Origin of the sequence: Klebsiella michiganensis (genome assembly GCA_000963575.1) — a bacterium.
In the GTDB taxonomy this organism is placed as follows: domain Bacteria; phylum Pseudomonadota; class Gammaproteobacteria; order Enterobacterales; family Enterobacteriaceae; genus Cedecea; species Cedecea michiganensis_A.
Genome location: CP011077.1, coordinates 775127 through 799102, shown reverse-complemented (window position 1 = coordinate 799102; position 23976 = coordinate 775127). Strand labels below are relative to the sequence as shown.

Below are 23976 nucleotides of genomic sequence, written 5' to 3'. Positions count from 1 at the left end.
CAGGGAAGGGGTTAGCGCCCCTGCTTTCTCAGCAAATAAACGAAATAAGGCGCACCGATAAACGTCGCCAGCAGCCCCGCCGGCACCTGATTCGGGAACAAAATCATCCTGCCGCACCAGTCAGCCAGAATCATTAACATCCCGCCAAAAATCCCGGCCATTGCTATCTGCGGCATTGCCCGGCGGAACCCAAGCATACGCGCAATATGCGGCGCCATCAGCCCGACAAAGCTCAGCGGGCCGACGATTAACGTTGCCGTGGCGGTAAGCGTTGCCGCCAGCAACAGCAGCGCAAAGCGCGATGGCGTTAACGCCATTCCCACCGCCCGTGCAGTGGCCCCACCCAGCGGCAAAATCACCAGCCAGCGGCGCAGCAGCGGCGTGATGGCTAACAGAGCAAGCATAACTGCCAGGGTTCTGACCGCCTGCTCGCCGGTGACGTTGTAGGTAGAGCCAGAAATCCAGGTCAGCAGCGTCGCCATACGCGGATCCCCGCTCGCCATCAGCATCATCAGCAACATGGTAAAGGCGGTGCTGAGCGCCATCCCGGCCAGCAGCATACGCTGAGGAGAAAAACCGCCTCGCCCGGCAGCAATCATGATGATAAGCAGCGTTACCGCCGCCCCAAGACTGCCTGCTGGCAGCAGCCAGACAAACGCATTCCCCGGCACAATAAACAGCATCAGCACGACACCGAAAGCCGCCCCGGAGCTAATGCCCAACACTTCCGGGCTTGCCATTGCGTTGCCGGTTAACCGCTGGATCAGACAGCCCGCAACCGCCAGCATGACGCCCGCGGTCAAAGCAGCCATGACGCGTGGCCAGCGCCAGGGCAAGACATCATCAAAGAGTGCGCCACTTAGCCATCGCCAGCCATGAGCATCACGCCCCAGCGCCAGCGCGGCGGCAATTACCAGCAGCAGAATGCCAAAACCTGCCGCCACCCAAAGCAATACACGCTGGCGTTCAGCCTGAACGTGGTCTCCGGCGCTCATGGACGGCGCACCACTGGTACGCAGGCGCGGCAACAGCCACAGCAAGATAGGTGCGCCAATAAGCGCGGTGATCGTCCCGGTAGAGACTTCGCCCCACACGCTGGAAAGCCAGACCACAACCTGGTCAGACAGCCAGAGGATCAGCGCCCCAATTAGCGGGGCCAGGAACAAACGAGCAGCCAGTCGTCGGGCGCCCAGCATTTTTGCCAGCAGCGGCGCAAACAGCCCGATAAAACCGACGATCCCGACCGCATTAACCAACTGGGCGCTGATCGCAATCGCCAGCGCCAGCGTCGCCAGCCTGACCAGCGAAAGTGCCAGGCCAAGATTACGCGCCACGCCATCGTCCAGCCCCATCAGCGTCAACGGGCGCAGCAACAGCAGCGTTAACAGCAGGCCGCCCAGCAAACGTGGCCACAGGCTTTCAACGCTGCTCCAGTCCTGCTGATTGAGCGACCCGGTGCTCCAGAGGAACATATTCTGGAGCTGGTCATGGTGGAAGATAGCCAACAGTTGGTTGACCGCCCCGCAATAAAGGCTCAGCACCAGACCCGCAAGAATCAGCGTGACCGGTGACATACGCTTCCCCCAGGCAACGCCGAAGACAAGCAGGCCAACCGCTGCGGCACCTGTCAGCGCCGCAAACGGCTGGACAGCCAGCGGAAGCACCCAAAGCGTGGCGACCGTGACGCCAAGCTGAGCGCCGCTAGCAACACCAAGCGTTGTCGGCTCCGCCAGCGGATTTCGCAGCACCTGCTGGAACAACACGCCGACAAGCCCCAGCCCGGCGCCCACCAAAAGCGATATCGCGAGACGCGGCAGCAGGCTGAAGTGAAACAGCATCTGTGGAACATTGTCGACGTCCGGCCCGGCAAGGGCGCTGCGCCACTGCGAGGAGGGCAAGACACCATTCATGTTATGCAGCGTCAGCCAAAGCGCACAGACAAAGAGAACCAGCAGCAGGCTGGCAGGGAAAATAACGTGACGTCTCATCAGGCCAGGCTCCTCAGGCCATCGTCCAGCACGCGGGCAAAGTGCATCGCCGACATCGTCGTGCCATAAAGCCAGACGGCAGGAACTTGCTGAAAACGGTTCTGACGGATAAACGGCATTGCTTTCCACAGCGGCGTGGCCGCCACCTGGCGGGCTACCGCTTCGTTTTTGTGGTCGAAGCACAGCACATCGGCGTCTTTTATCGCCGCAAGGCGTTCAATCCCGACGACCGCCGTCCCCCAGAAGTTCGTCTCTTCTTGCCAGGCATTTTTTACCCCCAGCAGATCCATCACCTGCTCGAATAAACTGTGCTTGCCTACCACCAGCGCATGGCGATTATCCAAAAATGACATCAGCAGTACCGGGCGGTTGCCGCGCGCGGCAAACCGGGGTTTCATGTTGGCAATGAATGCATCAAATTCAGCCAGATGCCGGCTGGCGGCCTGCGGCATACCCAGCGTATCCCCCAACTGAATAAGCGATTTACGCGCAATCTCCAGCGGTTTGCCGGAGCCATCGTTAAAATTGAACCCCAGTCCGGGCGCGATACGGGTGATTTTTTCTGGCGAAGGGCCGTAGCCCGCGGAATAGAGAATCAGAGACGGTTTTAGCTGTGCCATCAGCTCGAGGTTAGGTTCGGTCCGCAGGCCAACGTCAATCACCCCTTCCGGCAGCTTAGGTTCGTTCACCCAGATTTGGTAATTGGGAATGTCGGCGACGGCCATAGGCGTTACGCCGAGCGCCATCATCAGCTCAACGGGCAACCACTCCAGGGCGATGATGCGTTTTGCATCCGGCACCGCCCCCTGCGCCGCAGGTAATTTTAGCAGCAGCGGTGAAAGCGCCATCGCCGCCAGAAGGCGGCGACGGGTCAACAGAAAGTCATTCATACGGCTCATCAATAAACAAAACTCACCGGCGCAGCCCCCGCCGGGTGCGGCAGAATGCCCATCGGAATGCCGTAGATATGCTCCAGCGTATCGCTTTGCATTAACGCATCCGGCGTACCCTGAGCAATCATTTCGCCGCCGCGCAGTGCCACCAGATTATCGCAATACCGCGCAGCCATATTGATATCGTGCAGAACGGCAACCACCGTCAGGCCGCGCTCCTGGCTAAGACGGTGAATCAGCGCCAGCACGTCCACCTGATGGGCAATATCCAGCGCAGAAGTTGGCTCATCCAGCAGCAGACAGCGGCTATCCTGCGCCACCAGCATGGCTATCCATGCCCGCTGACGCTCGCCGCCGGACAGACTGTCCACCAGGCGATGCGCAAACGGCTTCAGCCCCACCAGGCTAATGGCCTCATCCACCAGCTCACGGTCAGCCACGCCAAAGCGCCCTAACGCCCCATGCCACGGATAGCGACCAATCGCCACCAGCTCACGCACCGTCATACCCTCAGCGGCAGGAAGCTGCTGGGGAAGATAGGCCACCTGGCGGGCAAAGGCTTTGCTGCCCCAGCTATCCAGCGGCTGCGCGTTAAGCAGGATCTCGCCGTCCGACGGCTTCTGGTGGCGACCCAGCATTTTCAGCAGCGTCGACTTACCGGAACCGTTGTGCCCAATCAGGCCAGTGACTTTGCCCACCGGGAAGGTGATAGACAGCGGATGGAGTAGCGTGCGGCCTGGCACGCGGAACGTGACATCGGTGAGGCTGAAAGTCGTGTCGGGATGAAGTTGTTTATCCTGCATGGTTGCCATCTTAGTGAAGGGCACGGCGAACCGTGCCCAGGAGACAAGTTAGAAACGGAAGGTCGCGGTAGCAACCACCTGACGCTCAGCGCCCCAATAGCATGCATAGTCACGATAGCAACTTGAGACATACTCACGGTTGAACAGGTTGTTGACGTTTAAAGCGACGGAAGAACCAGGTAAACCCAATCGAGCCAGATCATACTTAACCATAGCATCGGCAACGGTATAGCTTGGCACGTTAAAGGTATTATTGACCTGTGGACCAGAAGCGTAAAAGCTCGACGTCGCCCCAACATAACGAGCACCAGCCCCGAAGGTGAACCCGCTCAGTGCAGTTTCGTGGAAGGTGTAATCAGCCCAAAGAGAGGCCATGTTACGTGGAACTTCTGCCGGACGTTTACCTTGGTAAAGTGTGTCATGCGTATATTCAGCATCAGTATATGTATAAGCGGCAGTTAGATTGATATTTGCGTTAACAGCGGCTTTAGCTTCAAGTTCAAAGCCACGAGAACGAATTTCTCCGCCCTGAACACTAAAGGCATTATCGTTTGGATCTACAGTTAAGTTTTTATCTTTCGTCAGCTGGTAAATGGCAGCGGTGACGGTAACTGGCATATCTTTTGGTACATATTTCACGCCAGCTTCGTACTGTTTACCTTTAGACGGGTCAAACGGCTTACCTTGTTTAGTAGAGCCTGAAACTGGTTCAAAGGATTCGCTATAGCTAACGTAAGGAGAAATACCATTATCAAACAGATAATTTAGGCCACCACGCCACGTGAACTGATTATCGCTAACTTCGGCTAGAGTTCCTGAGGAACGAGTAAAGGTAGAAGTTTTAGCAAAATCGTATCTCCCCCCCAGCGTCAGAACGAACTTGTTCCATTCCGCCTGGTCTTGCATGTAAAGCCCAGTCTGCTGCTGACGGTTAATGACCGCATAAGGGAAGTTAGCCACAACATTTGCATTGCCGTACTGCGGATTGCTCATGTTGAGTGGGTTTGCAGAACCGTATAATGCATCAATGTCGTTACGCATACGCATGTAATCCACACCGGTTAGCAGAGTATGGTCAACATTTCCTGTGGCAAATTTAGCCTGTGCCTGAGTATCGACTGAGAAATTACTAAGGTCTTCGTCAGAACGAACGTAAGCCCGGCTAATCTGTCCTGGTGCGATATAGCCATTTCCGTAAACGGAATCATAAAGCGTATGGATGCGTGTGTAGCGCAGATTCTGGCGAACGGTCCACGTATCGTTGAACTCGTGTGCAAAGCTATATCCAACCATTTGCTGGCGACGAGACATTTTGTTATCTCTTTCACCTTCATTGAAATCGGTTGGTAATTTGTGAGAGTTGCCATTGGCATCCACGTAAGGAACAACAGTTCCTTGACGAGGAAGCCAGCCGTAATAGCCCGCGTTAGGGTCGCTTTGGAAATTACTCAGGAAAGTGAAATCTGTCTTGTCATCAGGGCGCCAGCTAAAGGATGGAGCAATAGCATAGCGATTGGATTTAACCATATCTTGCTGAGCATTTTGGCTACGGCCCAATCCAGTCAGACGGTAGGAGAACTCACCGTTATCATCCAACGCATCGCTGAAATCAAAACCCGTCTGCCACAGGTTGTTGGTACCCATTTTAAATTGAATTTCGTGCAACGGCTCAGTCGTAGGGCGTTTGCTAACCATACTAACTACGCCGCCAGGATGGCTTTTGCCATAAAGTACAGAAACAGGGCCACGTAGCAGTTCAACACGTTCCAGGAAGTAAGGGTCCATAGAAGCTTCAGAGTAGTTATCTCCTTGCAGCTTCATTCCATCCAAATATTGGTTCGTATTTACAGTAGAAGACGTGGTGAAACCACGAATAGATACAACGTCGTAAGTTGAAGAACTCCCACGAGTAGAAAACACGCTTGGCGTGTAATCAAGAGCCTCTTTCACTGTCTGAGGTTGCCGGGTATCCATCTCTTCACGAGTCACCACCGAAATAGACTGTGGTGTCTTTTCAATTGGGGTATCGGTTTTGGTCGCCGTGGCGCTGCGTTTAGCGGCGATGGTTGGCGATGGCCCCCATGCGCTTTCGGCAGGCACTGCGGTAGCTGAAACGGTAATAGTGTCTTCTTTTTTTGTCGTGCCGGTGTCCGCCGCGAAGCTGTTAACGCTGACAGTGCCCACCGCCGCCGCCACAAACAGGGCAAGCTTACGGACAGGGTTTTTGGCTGGCTGACCAGGGAGTGAACGCGCCATGATATTTTCTCTGGTGAAATGGTAAATGATAACGTAAACGATAATTATTATTATGCCCGCAGGATAATAGACGAAACGCTAACTGCATAGCAAGCGCCTCACACCCTCAGATTGATTAAGAGAATAAGAAATAACCTGATGGTTTATAGGGTGTTATCCGGGTGTGAAATTTAAGATAAGGAACGCGCACTGGCGGGTAAAAAAGGCGAAAAAAAACCTCTCCCGCTCAGGGAGAGGTCTCAGACGGCTGACAAGCCTCTGGCGAAAAATAAATACCAGGCGACTCGTTAAAAAACTGGAAAATCAATTCATTGATTTTCGGCTAATAATCACAAAGAGAGAAAAACCACGTTTTTTCCCTCTTTGTCAGCAACATCAAACCTCTCCCGCTCAGGGAGAGGTTTATGAGTGAAGCGAGGCTTAATTACTGCCGAACATGTCCTTAATCCAGCCTGCAACGCCATCGCTTTTCTGTTCCTGAGCGGGTTGCTGCTGCTGCGGTTGTTGCTGCGGCTGCTGGCCTGCTGGCGTCTGGCTGAACGGGTTAGCCGACTGCTCTTCCTGCTGGCTTTGCTGGCAGAGCGCACTCGGGTTCGTCGTCCAGACCGGCAGAACACGATCCCCGCCGCCGCTACACATAAAGTAGCCTGCACTGTTGACGCCCATATCCACGATATCTTCCGGCTGGGTCAGATCCAGCGGGATTGGGGACTGGTTTGACAGATAACGCTGGTACAGCGACATTGCGCCGCTGGCACCGTACAGCTTGGTTGGCTGGTTGTTATCGCGCCCTACCCAGGTAATGGTCACTTCACGGCCATCAACCCCGGCAAACCAGGTATCCACGTTGTTGTTGGTGGTCCCGGTTTTCCCGGCCAGATGCAGATTCGGGTATTTCCCGCCCAGCGCACGCCCCGTACCGCGAGCCACTACCTGCTGCATACCAAACAGCGTCAGATAAGCTGCCTGCGCAGGCACCGCCTGTTCCGCCTGTGGGAAGCTCTGATACAGCACGGTGCCGTCTTCAGCAATCACCGAACGCAACGCGGAAAGCGTGGCGCGGTTACCGCCGCTGGCAATAGTCTGGAACGCCTGCGCAACCTGGATAGGCGTCAGGTTCAGCGCCCCCAGAATCATCGCCGGCACCGGATTAAGCTGGTCTTTTGGTACACCCAGCTTAGTCCAGGTATCGGTAATGGCCGGCAAGCCCAGCGTCATCCCCAGGTTTACGGTTGGCACGTTCATCGAGCGCGTCAGCGCATCCACCAGCATCACCTGCCCGCTATATTGATGGTTATCGTTCTGCGGCGACCAAACCTGGCCATTCGACAGTTTGATACCAATCGGGGCATCAGCAAGCCAGGTGTTCAGGCGGAACTTATCCGGCTGGCTCAACGCCGTGAGATAAGTCGCCGGTTTTGCCAGCGAGCCAATGGAACGGCGAGCCTGCAGCGCACGGTTAAAGCCCGCAAACTGCGGTTCTGCGCCGCCGACGACCGCGCGAACTTCACCGGTAAAGCGGTCAACGATGACCATAGCCGCTTCCAGATCGTTCAGCTTACGGGATGCACGCAGCACCGGCACACCTTCGGTCACCGCTTTTTCTGCCGCATCCTGAGACACGGAGTCAAAGGTGGTGAAAATCTTCACGCCGGACAGGTCTTTCACCTTGTCGCCCAGCTTGTCCTGAAGCTCCTGACGCACCATCTGCATAAAGGCAGGCTGAGGAGAAATCACGCCCCCGCGAGGCTGCACGCCCAGAGGACGCGCACTCAGCATGTCATACAGCTCCTGATCGATAACCTTCTGTTCCTGCAGCAGTCGCAGGACCAGGTTACGACGTTCAAGCGCCAGCTTAGGATTACGCCACGGGTTATACAGCGAGGCGCCTTTTACCATCCCCACCAGCAGTGCCTGCTGGTCGAGGCTAAGCTCTTCCACCGGACGGCCGAAGTAATAGAGGCTAGCCAACGGGAAACCACGAATCTGATCGTCGCCGCTCTGGCCAAGGTACACCTCGTTCAGATACAGCTCAAGGATGCGATCTTTGTCGTAGCGGGCATCCATGATCAGCGCCATGTAGGCTTCATTGGCTTTACGCCACAGCGTGCGCTGGTTGCTCAGGAAGAGGTTCTTCACCAGCTGCTGAGTCAGCGTACTGCCGCCCTGCACCGCTCGCCCGGCCGTCAGGTTAGCGACAACGGCGCGGCCAATGGAGTAAATGCTGATCCCGTCATGCTCGTAGAAATGGCGGTCTTCGGTAGCAATCAGCGTGTCCACCAGCAGATCCGGGAAGCCGGAACGCGGCACGAACAGGCGCTGCTCGCCGTTTGGCGAAGAAAGCATGGTGATCAGGCGCGGGTCGAGGCGGAAAATACCGAAGCTGCGGTTGTTATCCATGTTCTGGATAGATTCCAGATGGCCACCGTCAAACACCAGACGCGCGCGAATCTGCCCTTCTTTACCATCCGGGAAGTCAAACGGGCGGCGGATCAGCTCGATGTTGTTCCCCTGCACGGTGAACTCGCCCGGACGCGTCATGCTCGACACCTGCCGGTACTGTGTCGCTTCCAGCAGCTTCACCATCTCCGCTTTGCTGTAAGGCATATCCGGCTCAAGGTTTACCATGCGGCCATAGACCGCCGCCGGAAGCTGCCAGACTTTGCCGTCAATGCGGCTGCGGATCTGCTGATCGAGGTACACGCCGTAAATAACCAGCACCACAAAGAAGATGATCGCCAGCTTCACTAAAAGCCAGAAGAAACGGCGTTTTTTCGACGGGCGGCCCGAGCCTTTCCCTTTACCTTTTCCCTTACGTGGCGGCATGGATTCCTCGTCCTCGTAATCATCGTCTTCGTACTCGTCGTCATACTCCTCTTCCTTGAGTCGACGACGGCTCACCTTCTCTTTCGCCGGACGCGTTGGTTTTCCTTTACGTCCAATAGGCTCGCGGTCATTCCCCGCCATGCATCTTCTCCACAAAAGTTCAGGCGCAAAGGCCCGATTCTCCGTTCTTCCGCGCAATGCGAAAGAAGAAATCTCTCAAAAAAACAGCCAGACATTCTTATCAAGAATGTCTTTTCATGTTTGCGCCCTCTCGCGTTAGGAGAGGGCTGGGTGAGGGAGCCTTGCCAGCGCCCTCAGGAATACTTTTTCGTCCGACGCGTCGGCGCAGTATTCGCCGGGTCATCCGGCCAGACGTGCTTCGGATAACGCCCCTTCATCTCTTTCTGCACTTCACGCCAGGCACCGTTCCAGAACGCCGTTAAGTCACGGGTGATCTGCAACGGCCGCTGCGCCGGAGATAATAGCTCAAGCACCAGCGGAACGCGCCCCTCGGCGATGCAAGGCGTCTGTGCTTCACCAAACATTTCCTGGATACGCACCGCCAGCACCGGCGGATTTTCGCTGTCGTAGCGAATCGCAATCTGGCTTCCGGTCGGCACAGTGTAATGAGTTGGCAGGGCACTATCCAGCCGTTGACGCATTGGCCAGTCAAGCAAGTTGCTAAGCGCCCGGCTAAGATCGATATTTTTCAACGCACGTAGCGAATGCACACCGTGCATTTCCGGCAGCAGCCATTCTTCGAGCGCTGCCAGCAGGGACTCATCGTCTACGGCAGGCCATTTCTGCTCCGGCAGCCAGCGCGCGGCGCAGGCCAGGCGCAACCGCAGTTGCTGAGCCGGCACGGACCACTCAAGTAGCCCAAGCCCGCGCTCGCGAATACCGTTTAAAATCGCCCGCTGCATTTCCTCTTCGGAAGGCTTGGCTAACAGCTGGGTTTTCACCACCAGTCTGCCAATTTGCCGGCGGCGGTACGCTTTGAGCGATCCCCGCTCTTCATCCCACTCCACCGAGTCACTTTCCGTCAGCAAGTGCGGGACGTGGGCGACAAGCTCATCAATATCCAGCGGCAGCGCCAGCAAAATGCGGGCATCCGGCGACTGGCTGCCCTGCAGCAAAAGAGGCGCTATCAGCCATTCATGCCGGGTCATGGCGTCATCCTGCTCCAGCATCGCGCCCATGCCGTTGGCTAGCTGATAGCGGCCCTCAGCCCCGCGCCGCCGGGCGATACGGTCGGCAAACCCGCTTGCCAGCAGCGGCATGACTAACGAGATATCCGGCTCTCCGCCGCGGGCATGCATTCTTTTCAGTAACTGAGCGGAGCGCTGCCGCCAGTTACCGTTTCTGCTGTCGAAAAGCGACCGCAAATCCCCGCCCCCCTGAGTGCGGGGAGGCTCCTCAAGGATAGCCGCCAGCCACGCGGCAGTGGCCTGTTCATCCGGGGTTTTGGCCGCCACCAGCATGGAAGCCAGGCGCGGATCGTTGCCCATTTGCGCCATTTTTTGCCCTTCTGCCGTCAGGCGTTGCTGCTCGTCAACGACACCTAACTGGCGCAGGAGGCGCTGAGCCGCCGCGAGGTTTACCTCCGGCGGCACATCAAGCCAGGTGAGCTGACGCACGTCCTGGCACCCCCACTGCAACAGCTCCAGCAGCAGGCCGGATAAATCGCTTTGTAATATTTCCGGTTCGCTCTGTGCCGCCGCGCGTTCGGCCTGGTCGGCGGCGATCAGATGCAGGCAAATACCCGGCTCCAGGCGTCCGGCACGTCCTGCGCGCTGGGTCATTGATGCCTGGCTCACGCGTTGCGTAACCAGCCGGGTCAGCCCGGTACGAGCGTCAAAACGAGCCACGCGTTCCTGCGCCGCATCAACCACCAGGCGAATGCCTTCAATGGTCAAGCTGGTCTCAGCAATGTTAGTCGCCAGCACCACCTTACGCGTTCCCGCCTCGGCGGGCAGAATTGCTCTCCGCTGCTCGCTCAGGGGTAAAGCGCCGTACAGCGGGCAAAGCAGGACATCGCTCGCCACTCGCTCTTTAAGCTGCTCCTGCACGCGCTGAATTTCACCCACACCCGGTAAAAACAGCAGCAGCGATCCTGACTCTTCACGCAGCAGCCCAGTCACGGCGGCGGCAACGGCTTCATCAAAGCGCTGATGCGCCGGCAGCCCCATGTAGCGGCGCTCAACCGGGAAGGCGCGGCCTTCAGAGATAATCACCGGCGCATCCGGCAGACATTGCCGCAGGCGGTGATTATCCAGCGTCGCAGACATAATCAGGATCTTAAGGTCATCGCGCAGTCCGGCCTGCACGTCCAGCAACAGTGCCAGGGCGAGATCGGCCTGCAGGCTTCGCTCGTGAAACTCATCGAGGATCACAAGCCCAATACCGTTAAGCTCAGGATCCTGTTGGATCAGACGGGTTAAAATCCCTTCCGTCACCACCTCAAGCCGGGTATTTGGCCCCACGCAGCTATCAGCGCGCATCCTGTAACCGACGGTTTCACCCGGCTTTTCACCCAATAATTCGGCCAGCCGCTGAGCAACATTGCGGGCGGCAAGGCGACGAGGTTCAAGCAGTAGAATGCGGCCTTCCAGCGGGCTTTGCTGAAGGATTTGCAGCGGGAGCCAGGTAGATTTACCTGCGCCGGTAGGGGCATTGAGCAGAACTTGCGGGGCGTACTCGAGCGCTTTCAGCACTTCCGGCAGTACGGCCGCAACCGGTAATGAGGACACAAACGGCTCCAAAGGGTTAACATCGGCAGTCGCGCATTGTAGCATCCTGCCAAACCATAACCGAGAGACAACCATGGCCGAAAATCGACGCCTGTTTTTTGCCCTGACGTTACCGTCCGAGGTTCAGCAGCAAATTATTCACTGGCGCGCAGCCCAGTTCCCGGCGGATGCTGGCCGACCGGTAACCGCGGCCAATTTGCACCTCACGCTGGCGTTTTTAGGAGATGTCTCCGACGAAAAACGCCAGGCCCTGTGCCGCCTCGCGGGAAGAATTCGCCAGCCAGGCTTTACGCTGCGCCTGGACGATGCGGGGCAATGGTTGCGCTCAAGCGTCGTGTGGCTGGGGCCACGCCAGGCGCCACGCGGCCTGCTGCAGTTGGCCAATATGTTACGCTCCCAGGCCGCACGCAGCGGCTGCTATCAGTCTCCGCAGCCGTTTCATCCCCATGTGACGCTATATCGCAATGCAATACGTTCCGTGGCAATCCCGGCACCGGGCTTTAGCTGGCAATTTCAGGTTAATGAATTTTCACTGTACGAGTCCCTTTTTGAACAAGGCAGAACCCGCTATCAGGCGCTGGAACACTGGTCGCTGACTAATAAGGAAGAGTAAATGGAGTTTTCACCCGCGCTGCAGCCCGCCACGCTGATTAAACGCTATAAACGCTTTCTGGCGGACGTGGTGACCGCCCAAGGCGACACCATGACGCTGCATTGCCCCAATACTGGCGCAATGACCGGCTGTGCCACACCAGGTGATACGGTCTGGTACTCCACGTCCGCCAGCCCAACGCGCAAATACCCCCATACCTGGGAGCTTACTCAAACGCAAAAAGATGAGATTATTTGCGTCAATACGTTACGGGCAAACACCCTGGTCAAGGAGATGCTGACGACCTCACCTCCGGCAGAACTTGCGGGCTATGACGGCCTTCAGGCCGAGGTAAAATACGGTGAAGAACGCAGCAGAATTGACTTTATGTTACAAGCGAGTAACAAGGTTAACTGCTATATTGAAGTGAAATCAGTCACGTTGCTCGAGCAGGATAAAGGTTATTTTCCCGATGCCGTTAGCCTGCGCGGCCAAAAGCATTTAAGAGAATTGATGAATGTGGTTCAGCAAGGAGAGCGCGCGGTGCTACTGTTTGCGGTTTTACATTCTGCTATAAATAGCGTCTCGCCAGCTCGCCACATTGATGAGAAGTATGCGCGGCTGTTAACCGAGGCACAGCAGTGTGGGGTTGAAATTATCGCCTGGAAAGCAGAACTTTCTGCCGAGGGGATGACTCTAACTACGCCGTTGCCTGTCTATTTATGATCAGCATCTGGTTAAGGACAGATAACGTATTGTCTTTTTTATAGTCGGGTCGTTTCGCAAATAAGCTTTTCTTCACACGGTTGTCAAGAGAGGAGTTTATATAATTGCCAACCTGAAAAGCATCTGCTATTTATAGCGGCCTGATTTTACCCCGACAGGGGACCGATAAGTGCGTGTTAAGGAGAAGCAACATGCAAGAAGGGCAAAAGCGTAAAACGTCGTCCCTGAGTATTCTCGCCATCGCTGGGGTGGAGCCATACCAGGAGAAAACGGGCGAAGAGTACATGAACGAAGCCCAGCTGTCGCACTTCAAGCTTATTCTTGAAGCATGGCGTAATCAGCTCAGGGATGAAGTAGATCGCACCGTTTCGCACATGCAGGATGAAGCGGCTAACTTCCCGGACCCGGTTGACCGTGCGGCCCAGGAAGAAGAGTTCAGCCTCGAACTGCGTAACCGCGATCGTGAACGCAAACTGATCAAAAAGATCGAAAAAACGCTCAAGAAAGTGGAAGACGAAGATTTCGGCTACTGCGAATCCTGCGGTGTAGAAATCGGCATTCGTCGCCTTGAAGCACGTCCGACCGCTGATTTGTGTATCGACTGCAAAACGTTGGCAGAAATCCGCGAAAAACAGATGGCCGGCTAACGGCTCTCGGAAATGCCAGACCTCTATGGCGGGAGACTCTCCCGCCATATTACTTTATTGCACCCAAAAAATGTCAGCTCAACTCTACATTGGCCGTTTTGCTCCCTCACCTTCCGGGGAACTGCATTTTGGCTCACTGATTGCCGCTCTCGGCAGCTACCTTCAGGCTCGCGCTCTACGGGGCCGCTGGCTGGTACGCATCGAAGATATCGATCCTCCCCGTGAAGTGCCCGGCGCCGCCGACACCATCCTCAAGCAGCTTGAACACTACGGCCTGCACTGGGATGGCGACGTTTTGTGGCAATCTCATCGCCAGGATGCCTATCGCGCCGCGCTGGCCTGGCTACAGCAGCAGGGGCTGAGTTATTACTGCACCTGCACCCGCAGCCGTATCCAGCAGATCGGCGGTTTCTACGATGGGCATTGCAGAACCCTTGGCAACGGGCCACAAAACGCCGCGATGCGTCTGGTGCAAAACAACCCGGTACTGAGCTTCCAGGACGGCCTGCGCGGGCAATTACATGCCGATGAGGCTTTGGCGCGAGAAGATTTCATCATTCACCGCCGCGACGGCCTGTTCGCCTATAATCTTGCTGTCGTCGTGGATGACCATTTTCAGGGCGTGACGGAAATAGTCCGCGGCGCGGACTTGATTGAGCCGACGGTGCGGCAAATCTCGCTGTACCGGCAGTTTGGCTGGCCCGTCCCCGGCTATATTCATCTGCCGCTGGCGCTTAACGAGCAGGGTTCCAAGCTTTCGAAGCAGAATCATGCCCCCGCGCTGCCGCAGGGCGATCCCCGCCCAATGCTGGTTGACGCGTTGCGCTTTTTAAATCAACAAGTAGCGGACGGCTGGCAGGATCTGACGCTGGAAAGGCTGCTTGAGCAAGCCGTAATGAACTGGTCGCTTAATAATGTGCCGGTGAATACATCATTCTCAAATGCCCCACACTGAGCTATGATTAGCCGCTGTTTTTTTTGTCCCTATGATTGACACTGCCGAGGTGGACTATTTTTACCCGAGTCGCTAATTTTTGCCGCAAGGTGCTTAACCGCGATGACGTCGTGGTCGAGGAGAGCGAAACTCTCCCGCACATTACTGTTATCCCGCGTGACCAGCACGCTATTTCCCGCAAAGATATCAGTGAAAATGCCCTCAAGGTGCTCTACCGTTTAAACAAAGCAGGCTATGAGGCTTACCTCGTCGGCGGCGGCGTCCGCGACCTGCTGCTGGGCAAAAAACCGAAAGATTTCGACGTCACCACCAGCGCGACCCCAGAACAAGTTCGCAAACTGTTCCGTAACTGCCGCCTGGTTGGCCGCCGTTTCCGTCTGGCTCACGTCATGTTTGGGCCAGAAATCATCGAAGTGGCCACCTTCCGCGGCCATCATGAAGAGCAACAGTCTGCCGACCGTCAGACCTCGCAGCGTGGCCAGAACGGCATGCTGCTGCGCGATAACATCTTTGGTTCTATCGAAGAAGATGCCCAGCGCCGCGACTTCACTATCAACAGTCTTTACTACAGCGTGGCCGATTTCTCCGTACGGGATTACGTCGGCGGCCTGAACGACCTGAACAAAGGGATTATTCGACTGATTGGCGATCCGGAAACGCGCTACCGCGAAGATCCGGTGCGAATGCTGCGCGCCGTGCGCTTTGCCGCCAAGCTGAATATGACCATCAGCCCGGAAACCGGCGAACCGATTCCTCGCCTCGCCACGCTGCTCAACGATGTGCCACCGGCGCGTCTCTTTGAAGAGTCGCTCAAACTTCTGCAGGCCGGGTACGGGTTTGAAACCTACCAGTTGCTGCGTGAATATCAGCTCTTCCAGCCGCTGTTCCCGATCATCACCCGCTACTTCACCGAGCAGGGCGACAGCCCGATGGAGCGCATTATTGCGCTGGTGCTGAAGAACACCGATAACCGCATTCACAACGATATGCGCGTGAACCCGGCGTTCCTGTTTGCGGCGATGTTCTGGTATCCACAGCTGGAAATGGCGCAAAAGATCGCCCAGGAAAGCGGCCTCGCATACTACGACGCCTTTGCGCTGGCGATGAATGAGGTACTGGATGAAGCCTGCCGCGCGCTGGCGATTCCAAAACGTATTACTACGCTGGTGCGTGATATCTGGGGCCTGCAGCTTCGCCTGTCCCGCCGCCAGGGTAAACGCGCCTGGAAGCTTATGGAGCATCCAAAATTCCGAGCTTCCTACGACCTGCTGGCACTGCGCGCCGAAGTCGAGAACAATCAGGAGCTGCTGCGTCTGACCAAATGGTGGGGCGAGTTCCAGGTGGCTGCGCCGCCAATGCAGAAAGATATGCTTAATGACCTGGGCGATGAGCCTGCAGCTCGCCGCCGAACGCGTCGCCCGCGCAAACGTGCGCCACGCCGTGAAGGTAATTCATGACCCTCGCGTATATCGCGCTGGGCAGTAACCAGGCGTCACCGCTGGAGCAGGTCTCTTCTGCCCTTGACGCCCTGGCCGCCATTCCACAAAGTCGAATGGTGGCCACCTCTTCGTTTTACCGCACTCCCCCGCTAGGCCCGCAGGATCAGCCAGATTATCTGAATGCTGCCGTGGTGCTGGACACCGACCTGTCTGCCGAAGCCCTTCTGGATCATACTCAGCGTATTGAACTTGAGCATGGCCGCGTGCGCAAAGAAGAGCGCTGGGGGCCGCGAACGTTAGATCTCGATCTTATGCTGTTTGGCGATGAGGTGATACACACCGAGCGCCTGACCGTGCCTCACTACGACATGAAGAACCGCGCGTTTATGCTGGTTCCTCTACTGGAAATAGCACCGGAATGCCGCTTTCCCGACGGGCAATCTGTTGCCGCGATACTGGCTAGCCTCTCTCAGGAGGGCATCACCCGCTGGTAAACAGCGCGCCCGTATCCTGTTCTAACCTTTCTCCGGGGATGATGATGAAACCCACTACCACCTCCACCCTGCGTAAGCTCAAGCAGGACAAAAAGAAATTCGCCACCCTTACCGCCTATGACTTTAGCTTCGCTAAGCTGTTTGCTGACGAAGGCGTCGGCGTTTTGCTGGTTGGCGACTCGCTGGGTATGACGGTTCAGGGCCACGACTCTACGCTGCCGGTCACGGTGGAAGACATTGCCTACCACACCCGCGCTGTTCGCCGCGGCGCACCAGGCTGCCTGCTGCTGGCCGACCTGCCGTTTATGGCCTACGCCACGCCGGAGCAGGCGTTTGCCAACGCCGCGGAGGTGATGCGCGCCGGGGCTAACATGGTGAAAATCGAGGGCGGACGCTGGCTGGCTGACACGGTAAAAATGCTGACGGAGCGCGCCGTTCCGGTTTGTGGTCATTTGGGGTTAACGCCGCAGTCGGTAAATATTTTTGGCGGTTATAAAGTTCAGGGCCGTGACGAACAGGCCGCGCAAACGCTGCTGGACGATGCTCTGGCGCTGGAAGCCGCTGGCGCCCAACTGTTGGTGCTGGAGTGCGTTCCCGTTGAGCTGGCTAAGCGCGTAACCGAAGCGCTTTCTATCCCAGTGATTGGCATCGGCGCGGGCAACGTCACGGACGGGCAAATCCTGGTGATGCATGATGCGTTCGGGATTACTGGCGGTCATATTCCTAAGTTTGCGAAGAATTTCCTTGCTGAGACCGGCGATATTCGCGCCGCGGTGCGCCAGTACATGAGTGAAGTCGAATCCGGCAGTTATCCGGGCAACGAACACAGTTTTTACTGACAGGAGATAGGTTGTGCTGATTATCGAAACGTTACCGCTGCTGCGTCAGCAGATTCGCCGCTGGCGCCAGGAAGGGAAACGCATCGCCCTGGTGCCGACCATGGGCAACCTGCACGATGGGCATATGACGCTGGTTGAAGAAGCCAAAGCCGTTGCTGATGTGGTGGTGGTCAGTATTTTCGTCAACCCGATGCAGTTTGACAGACCTGACGACTTAGCCCGCTACCCGCGCACCCTGCAGGAAGATTGCGAAAAGCTGAACCGCCGCAAGGTGGATATGGTCTTTGCCCCGGCACCGGTTGACGTTTACCCTCAGGGTCTCGACACGCAAACCTTTGTCGACGTGCCGGGCATCTCCACCATGCTGGAAGGCGCAAGTCGCCCTGGGCATTTCCGTGGCGTATCCACCATCGTCAGCAAGCTGTTCAACCTCGTTCAGCCTGACGTCGCCTGCTTTGGCCAGAAGGATTATCAGCAGCTAGCGCTGATCCGCAAAATGGTCGTCGATATGGGTTACGACATTGAGATTATTGGCGTGCCGACCGTGCGCGCGAAAGATGGCCTGGCGCTCAGCTCTCGTAATGGCTACCTGACTGCAGAACAGCGTAAAATCGCCCCTGGCCTAAGCAAAGTGATGAACAGTCTCGCCGACAAACTGCGCGGCGGCGATCGTGATACCGAAGAGATGCTGATTCTCGCGGCGACCGAACTGAACGAGAAAGGTTTCCGCTCAGATGACCTGCAAATCCGCGATGCGGACACGCTGCTGGAGCTGTCAGCAGAAAGCAAAAGTGCGGTGATCCTGATGGCAGCCTGGCTTGGTCAGGCCCGGCTGATTGATAACGTCACCGTCAGTCTGGCGCAGTAGACAGCCCAAATAAAAAGGGCAATACTGCCTCGAATATCCACGGCGTGGGTGATGCCCACGCTTTTTAAGCCCAGTAACAAAGGTTCAAGTTTATGATTCGCACCATGCTGCAAGGCAAGTTACACCGCGTCAAAGTGACTCAGGCGGACTTGCATTACGAAGGCTCCTGCGCCATCGATCAGGACTTCCTTGAGGCGGCAGGCATTCTGGAATATGAAGCCATCGATATCTACAACGTCACCAACGGGAAGCGTTTCTCTACCTACGCTATCGCCGGTGAGCGCGGCTCTAAAATCATCTCCGTTAACGGCGCGGCGGCACACTGTGCTGACGTCGGTGACATTCTGATTATCGCCAGCTATGTCACCATGCCGGATGAGCAGGCGCGTAGCTGGCAGCCGAAAGTGGCCTACTTTGACGGTGAGAATGAGATGAAGCGTCTCGCGAAAGCCGTCCCGGTTCAGGTCGCGTAACCTCTGGCTGTAAACCTCTCCCCTTCGGGGAGAGGAAATTCGCCAGCCCCACTTGAGTTCACGCCTTACGGAACCAGAGCTAGCTTACGACTCAGGCTGATTGGTAATCGTCCTCGACATCGTCTCCAGCGAATCCGTCCTCATAATATAAAGCCGCTTCAGCAAGAACGGGTTGTCTCCCGGTTTCACCTTCCCGCGCACCGTGGTTACGGCCATATGGAACCCGGCGTCGTTCGCCGCTTTCACCGCAATATCGTTATAGCCACCGAACGGATAAGAGAGATACAGCACGTGCGGATTGAACTGTGACAGCGCACGGCGCGAGTGCTCAAAATCAAACAGGATATTGTGGTAGCTGCGGCTCAGAAGAATCGGGCGGCGGTAGTTATCCACGCGATGCAGAAAATGCGTGTGGGACTGAATATCGAACACGCTCTGAATCGCCTCCAGCTCAGAAATACTCATAAACTGCAGAGACTTTGGATTCCACGGCTGCGGATGGCGCTTGATGCGCGACGAGATGATGTATGCCGTCGCTTTAAAGCCATACTGCTTAAGAATCGGATATGCGTAGCGATAGACCGATTTCAGCCCGTCATCAAAGGTGATCACCACCGAGCGAGCCGGGAGGTTCATACGGTTACGCACGTAGCCTTCCAGCTGGTACATCGTCAGCGTGGTGTAGCCCATATCACGCAGCCAGGTCATCTGGTTGCTGAACGCGACCACCGAGGTCGTCGTGGACGTATGGCGAAAACGCGTATTTTCCTCATCCCGCAGAATATGGTGATAGGTCAGAACCGGAATGCCGTTATCCGGCTGCGCATCCAGGCTGCTGATATAGCCCAGGCGATTGCCGATGCGGATCTGGTACCAGGTCTGGTTCAGGCGATCCCTCAGCTTGCCGATGATCGGGTAACGCAGATTATCTGCCAGCGTGCCGAACACCGCTGACGAAGTTGCCGGCTCGCTATAGATAGCCACATCGCGGAAGGTGATCAAATTTTGGTTACTCAACGGATTGTTGAGATCGCCCAGTCGGTCTTCCACTCGCTGCTTGCCCTTTACCGGGCCAAGATGCGCCTTGTCGATAAACCCGGTGCCGAAGCCAAAATTAAACTCATAGTAATCCGCCGGCGTCGGCACCACCGCCAGGATTTGGCCCTGGCCAATACGACCAACGGAAATCACACTATCCCCAACCTGCGCCCAGATATCGGCATCTTCGGTGGTTTGCATATACTGAGCTGGCGTGTCGTGACTACTGAGCAGGCTAGCCTGGGCAGACCCGATGCTGATGACCAGCATCACGCAATAAACAAGGCGAGTTAACATGGCAAATTAATCAGTTTTTGTCGGAAAGACGGAAGGAAGTCATTAGTTTAGCAAAAGACGGGTGAATACCAACCCGAATAAACAGATGCCCTTAATATTTGTGTAACAATACAAACGGTGGATTCTTTTGCTGCTGATGCCAAAGGCTGGTCACCGCATCCCCACCCTGCTCCACAATTAGCTGCCGAAAGGCTTCGCTGGAGATATTTTCCCGCAGCTCCCGCATCACTAAAAGCAGCGGAAGTGTTACCCCGGCGATGACTTCGCAATGCTCATGCTTGTGGTTCATCAATGCCGCCGCCCGGTAAGGTTCCGCCCCGCTAACATCGGTCAGAAAAATAACGCCGTCGCCCGAATCACAATGGTGAAGGGCATCGCACATCATTCGGCTGAGCATATTGGTGCTTAACCCGTGCCAGAAATTAACCGCACAGCACTGAGGCTGGGGGCCAAAGCGCTGCTCGAGAGCATCCAATATCTTTTGTGCGTAGTCGTCGTGTCCGGCAATGACCCAGCCAAGCATAAAGTCTCTCCTGTTTATGGAGCGACAGTGTGCCAGAACGATGAATAAGTAGTCTGATGCGTATCAATTTGGCGTAAGAAAAATCCCCCTAAAGAGGGGGATCCAGACCGCTGACAACCTGCTGACGAAAAAAGAAATTTCACGCGGCTGATAAAAAAACTGGAAAATCAATTCATTGATTTTCGGCTGATAACCACAAAGAGGGAAAAACCACGCTTTTTCCCTCTTTGTTAGCAACGTCGAATCCCCCTCAAGAGGGGGATTCGAGAAGGGGGTATCAGGTTCGCAGCCCGCGACCGCGCTGGATGAGATACCAGCACAGTAGGTAAAACACGACGATGAAGATTGCCAGCACGCCGACGGTAGTCACCAATGGCACATCGCTAATGCCCAGGAAACCAAAGCGGAAGCCGCTTATCATGTAGACAATCGGGTTCAAGTGCGACAGCGCCTGCCAGAACGGCGGCAGCAGGGTCAGGGAGTAAAACACCCCACCAAGGTAGGTCAGCGGCGTCAGCACGAAGGTCGGGATCAGGCTGATATCATCGAACGTTTTAGCAAAGACGGCGTTCAGCAGGCCGGCCAGCGAGAACAGGATAGCCGTCAGCACCAGCGTCAACGCCACGAACAGCCAGGAATGTACCTGGAACGGAACGAAGAACAGCGACACCGCCGTGACCAGCACGCCCACGCACAGACCACGCGCTACGCCGCCGCCAACATAGCCCGCGATTATCACATGCGTTGGCACCGGAGCCACCAGCAGCTCTTCAATGTTGCGCTGGAACTTCGCGCTAAAAAATGATGACGCGACGTTTGCATAGGCGTTAGTGATCACCGCCATCATGATCAGACCCGGCACGATAAACTGCATGTAGGTGAAGCCGTGCATCTCACCAATGCGCGAGCCGATCAGGTTACCGAAGATAATAAAGTAGAGGGTCATGGTAATGACCGGTGGAACCAGCGTCTGAACCCAGATACGGGCGAAGCGGTGAACCTCTTTGGTCCAGATGCTTTTCAGCGCCACCCAGTACAGCTGCATCATGCCTCATCCCCTTGTTTACCGTTTACCAGCGTCACGAACAGCTCTTCGAGACGGTTAGCTTTGTTACGCATACTCTGCACCTGAATCCCCTGCGCGCTAAGCTGGCTGAAGACGCTGTTAATGCCCTGCTCGCGCAGAACTTCGACCTCTAGCGTGGACGTATCCACCAGCCGATACTGGTAGCCATCCAGCTTAGGCAATGGGCTTTTAGGGGCCAAATCCAGGATAAAGGTTTCCGATTTCAGTTTGGAAAGCAGTGACTTCATCGAGGTATTTTCCACCAGCTCGCCGCGCTGAATAATGCCGATGTTACGACACAGCATTTCGGCCTCTTCCAGGTAGTGGGTCGTGAGAATGATGGTGGTGCCTTTATCGTTAAGATCTTTCAGGAAGCCCCACATAGAGCGGCGCAGTTCAATGTCCACGCCTGCGGTAGGCTCATCCAGAATCAGCAATTTCGGTTCGTGCATTAACGCACGGGCAATCATCAGGCGACGCTTCATCCCCCCGGAGAGCATACGCGCGCGTTCGTTGCGTTTTTCCCACAGATCGAGCTGTTTTAAATACTTTTCGCTCCGGGCTATCGCTTCGCTGCGCTCAACGCCGTAGTAGCCAGCCTGGTGCACAACAATTTGCTGCACCGTTTCAAACGGGTTGAAGTTGAATTCCTGGGGAACCAGACCAAGCTGGCGTTTGGCGTTGACCACATCTTTTTGCAGATCGTAGCCAAACACCCGCACGCGGCCGGAGGTTTTATTCACCAGCGAGCTGATAATACCGATGGTGGTGGATTTTCCCGCACCGTTAGGGCCGAGCAGCGCATAGAAATCGCCCGCCTCAACACGAAGATCTATGCCGCGCAGCGCCTGAACGCCACCGGGATAGGTTTTCGTTAACTGTTCCAGTTCCAATGCAATTGTCATGGGTATTCGCTTACCTTATTCGGTACTTGTTTAAAAATTCGTTGAGTTACCCTATATTACCCCATCGCACTTCTCGGGTGACAGGCGTTAACCTCACATGAAAGACATTGATTCCCTTATCAGCAATAATGAACTTTGGTCAAAAATGCTGGTTGAGGAAGACCCCGGTTTTTTCGAAAGACTTGCCCAGGCACAAAAACCTCGCTTTCTCTGGATTGGCTGCTCCGACAGCCGCGTTCCAGCTGAACGTCTTACTGGCCTTGAGCCAGGCGAACTGTTTGTTCACCGCAACGTGGCGAACCTGGTTGTTCATACCGATCTGAATTGCCTTTCCGTTGTTCAGTACGCCGTAGACGTCCTTGAGGTTGAGCACATTATTATCTGTGGCCACTACGGCTGCGGCGGCGTTCAGGCTGCGGTAGAAAACCCGGAGCTGGGATTAATTAACAACTGGTTGCTGCACATTCGTGACCTGTGGTTCAAGCATAGTTCGCTCTTAGGGGAACTGGCACCGGAACAGCGGATGGATACGCTCTGTGAACTGAACGTCATGGAGCAGGTGTACAACATCGGCCATTCCACCATCATGCAGTCTGCCTGGAAGCGCGGCCAGAAAGTCACGGTTCACGGCTGGGTCTATGGTATTCACGACGGACGCCTGCGCGATCTTGAAGTGACGGCCACCAGCCGCGAGTCCCTCGAGCAGGGTTACCGCAGCGGCATTTCCAACCTGAAGAATACCCACCATAGCCACCGGAATCGCGCAGCTTCGCAGTAATCCCGGTAAAAGTGGATAGCAAAAAGGGCCTTTTAAGGCCCTTAATACTTCCGATCCGCGTCAATATCCACAGATGCGACAGAAACACCACAAAATAAAACAGGAAAATCAATAAATTGATTTTCCTGTTTTTTTAACAAACCCTCTGATATTTCTTCTCTCGTCAGAGGTTTGTTAGCTAGCGACTTTTACTCGTCCAGCATGACCACTTTGCCGACGAACGGCAGGTGGCGATAGCGCTGGGCGTAGTCGATGCCGTAGCCCACCACAAACTCATCCGGAATAGAGAAGCCAACGTATTCAACGTCAACGTTCACTTCGCGGCGGGTTGGTTTGTCCAGCAGCGTACAAATGGCCAGAGATTTTGGCTCGCGCAGGCTCAGGATTTCACGCACTTTGCTCAGGGTATTGCCGGAGTCGATAATGTCTTCGACGATCAGCACATCTTTGCCGCGAATGTCTTCATCCAGATCTTTCAGGATCTTCACGTCACGAGTGGTGGACATGCCGCTGCCGTAGCTGGAAGCGGTCATAAAATCGACTTCGTGGGACACCTGCACTTCACGGCACAGATCGGCCATAAACATAAATGAACCGCGCAGCAGACCTACCAGCACCATGTCACTGCCGCTGTCGCGATAGTGTTCGGTGATTTGACGACCCAGTTCAGCGACACGGGCTTTGATCTCCGCTTCCGGGATCATCACTTCAACAGTATGTTTCATATCTCTAACCATATGATTTAAAAACAAATCATTTAATGCTGGTGAACCTGCAGCCAACACAAAATATTGAGGCGAGGAGTATACCAGCAAATGGC

At 55.7% G+C, this 23976-nt stretch carries 21 protein-coding genes; 10 read left to right on the top strand and 11 right to left on the bottom strand.

Going from position 1 to position 23976, the window contains the following annotated elements:
• Positions 1 to 11 precede the first annotated feature (11 nt).
• The 6 genes from VW41_03750 to VW41_03725 all read right to left on the bottom strand — a co-directional run bounded on the left by VW41_03750 (position 12) and on the right by VW41_03725 (position 11516).
• Positions 12 to 1991 carry an iron ABC transporter gene (locus VW41_03750; GenBank protein ID AJZ91844.1) on the bottom strand — a complete coding sequence of 660 codons (1980 nt, stop codon included), beginning with the start codon at positions 1989 to 1991 and terminating at the stop codon, positions 12 to 14.
• Positions 1988 to 2887, bottom strand: a complete 900-nt coding sequence (locus VW41_03745; GenBank protein AJZ88224.1) for an iron-hydroxamate transporter substrate-binding subunit — start codon at positions 2885 to 2887, stop codon at positions 1988 to 1990. The genes VW41_03750 and VW41_03745 overlap by 4 nt, the downstream gene beginning before the upstream one ends.
• Entirely contained in the window at positions 2887 to 3684 is a 798-nt protein-coding gene (locus tag VW41_03740; protein AJZ88223.1) for an iron-hydroxamate transporter ATP-binding subunit, read from the bottom strand. The genes VW41_03745 and VW41_03740 overlap by 1 nt, the downstream gene beginning before the upstream one ends.
• 48 nt (positions 3685 to 3732) lie before the next feature.
• Positions 3733 to 5940 carry a ferrichrome transporter gene (locus VW41_03735; GenBank protein ID AJZ88222.1) on the bottom strand — a complete coding sequence of 736 codons (2208 nt, stop codon included), beginning with the start codon at positions 5938 to 5940 and terminating at the stop codon, positions 3733 to 3735.
• 420 nt (positions 5941 to 6360) lie between these two features.
• Positions 6361 to 8907 carry a bifunctional glycosyl transferase/transpeptidase gene (gene mrcB, locus VW41_03730; GenBank protein ID AJZ88221.1) on the bottom strand — a complete coding sequence of 849 codons (2547 nt, stop codon included), beginning with the start codon at positions 8905 to 8907 and terminating at the stop codon, positions 6361 to 6363.
• A 173-nt stretch (positions 8908 to 9080) separates the two neighbouring features.
• Positions 9081 to 11516 carry an ATP-dependent helicase HrpB gene (locus VW41_03725; protein ID AJZ91843.1) on the bottom strand — a complete coding sequence of 812 codons (2436 nt, stop codon included), beginning with the start codon at positions 11514 to 11516 and terminating at the stop codon, positions 9081 to 9083.
• A 73-nt stretch (positions 11517 to 11589) separates the two neighbouring features.
• Here VW41_03725 and VW41_03720 point away from each other — a divergent pair, with 73 nt between their 5' ends.
• The 9 genes from VW41_03720 to VW41_03680 all read left to right on the top strand — a co-directional run bounded on the left by VW41_03720 (position 11590) and on the right by VW41_03680 (position 18549).
• Positions 11590 to 12129 carry a 2'-5' RNA ligase gene (locus VW41_03720; GenBank protein ID AJZ88220.1) on the top strand — a complete coding sequence of 180 codons (540 nt, stop codon included), beginning with the start codon at positions 11590 to 11592 and terminating at the stop codon, positions 12127 to 12129.
• Complete coding sequence (locus VW41_03715) at positions 12130 to 12834, top strand: transcriptional regulator (GenBank protein AJZ88219.1); 705 nt, start codon at positions 12130 to 12132, stop codon at positions 12832 to 12834. It begins immediately after the preceding gene.
• 191 nt (positions 12835 to 13025) lie between these two features.
• On the top strand, positions 13026 to 13481 hold the full coding sequence (dksA, locus tag VW41_03710) for an RNA polymerase-binding transcription factor (GenBank protein ID AJZ88218.1): 456 nt from the start codon (positions 13026 to 13028) through the stop codon (positions 13479 to 13481).
• A 70-nt stretch (positions 13482 to 13551) separates the two neighbouring features.
• Positions 13552 to 14436 carry a glutamyl-Q tRNA(Asp) ligase gene (locus tag VW41_03705; GenBank protein AJZ88217.1) on the top strand — a complete coding sequence of 295 codons (885 nt, stop codon included), beginning with the start codon at positions 13552 to 13554 and terminating at the stop codon, positions 14434 to 14436.
• Between the two features lie 110 nt (positions 14437 to 14546).
• On the top strand, positions 14547 to 15893 hold the full coding sequence (gene pcnB / locus VW41_03700; GenBank protein ID AJZ91842.1) for a poly(A) polymerase I: 1347 nt from the start codon (positions 14547 to 14549) through the stop codon (positions 15891 to 15893).
• The gene (locus VW41_03695) at positions 15890 to 16369 is read left to right on the top strand and encodes a 2-amino-4-hydroxy-6-hydroxymethyldihydropteridine pyrophosphokinase (GenBank protein AJZ88216.1); all 480 of its coding nucleotides are present in this window, start codon (positions 15890 to 15892) and stop codon (positions 16367 to 16369) included. Before pcnB ends, VW41_03695 begins: the two co-directional genes overlap by 4 nt.
• Positions 16370 to 16413: 44 nt before the next feature.
• Positions 16414 to 17208 carry a 3-methyl-2-oxobutanoate hydroxymethyltransferase gene (panB, locus tag VW41_03690; protein ID AJZ88215.1) on the top strand — a complete coding sequence of 265 codons (795 nt, stop codon included), beginning with the start codon at positions 16414 to 16416 and terminating at the stop codon, positions 17206 to 17208.
• Between the two features lie 13 nt (positions 17209 to 17221).
• Positions 17222 to 18076: a pantoate--beta-alanine ligase gene (gene panC, locus VW41_03685; GenBank protein ID AJZ88214.1), complete on the top strand. Its 855-nt coding sequence runs from the start codon at positions 17222 to 17224 to the stop codon at positions 18074 to 18076.
• A 92-nt stretch (positions 18077 to 18168) separates the two neighbouring features.
• A complete protein-coding gene (locus VW41_03680) occupies positions 18169 to 18549 on the top strand; it encodes an aspartate decarboxylase (protein ID AJZ88213.1) in 381 nt (126 codons plus the stop codon).
• A gap of 84 nt (positions 18550 to 18633) precedes the next feature.
• Here VW41_03680 and VW41_03675 read toward each other — a convergent pair whose 3' ends face one another.
• From VW41_03675 to VW41_03660, 4 genes are all read right to left on the bottom strand, one after another.
• Entirely contained in the window at positions 18634 to 19884 is a 1251-nt protein-coding gene (locus VW41_03675; protein AJZ88212.1) for a hypothetical protein, read from the bottom strand.
• 91 nt (positions 19885 to 19975) lie between these two features.
• Positions 19976 to 20407 (bottom strand): PTS sugar transporter subunit IIA, encoded by a 432-nt coding sequence (locus tag VW41_03670; GenBank protein AJZ88211.1) that lies wholly within the window; start codon positions 20405 to 20407, stop codon positions 19976 to 19978.
• A gap of 277 nt (positions 20408 to 20684) precedes the next feature.
• Complete coding sequence (locus VW41_03665) at positions 20685 to 21455, bottom strand: ABC transporter permease (GenBank protein ID AJZ88210.1); 771 nt, start codon at positions 21453 to 21455, stop codon at positions 20685 to 20687.
• Entirely contained in the window at positions 21452 to 22378 is a 927-nt protein-coding gene (locus VW41_03660) for a multidrug ABC transporter ATP-binding protein (GenBank protein AJZ88209.1), read from the bottom strand. The genes VW41_03665 and VW41_03660 overlap by 4 nt, the downstream gene beginning before the upstream one ends.
• Positions 22379 to 22475: 97 nt before the next feature.
• Between VW41_03660 and VW41_03655 the strand changes: the two genes are divergently transcribed.
• The gene (locus VW41_03655) at positions 22476 to 23156 is read left to right on the top strand and encodes a carbonic anhydrase (GenBank protein AJZ88208.1); all 681 of its coding nucleotides are present in this window, start codon (positions 22476 to 22478) and stop codon (positions 23154 to 23156) included.
• Between the two features lie 188 nt (positions 23157 to 23344).
• On the opposite strand, the gene VW41_03650 is transcribed toward VW41_03655, so the two are convergent.
• The gene (locus tag VW41_03650; protein ID AJZ88207.1) at positions 23345 to 23893 is read right to left on the bottom strand and encodes a hypoxanthine phosphoribosyltransferase; all 549 of its coding nucleotides are present in this window, start codon (positions 23891 to 23893) and stop codon (positions 23345 to 23347) included.
• Positions 23894 to 23976: the final 83 nt, after the last annotated feature.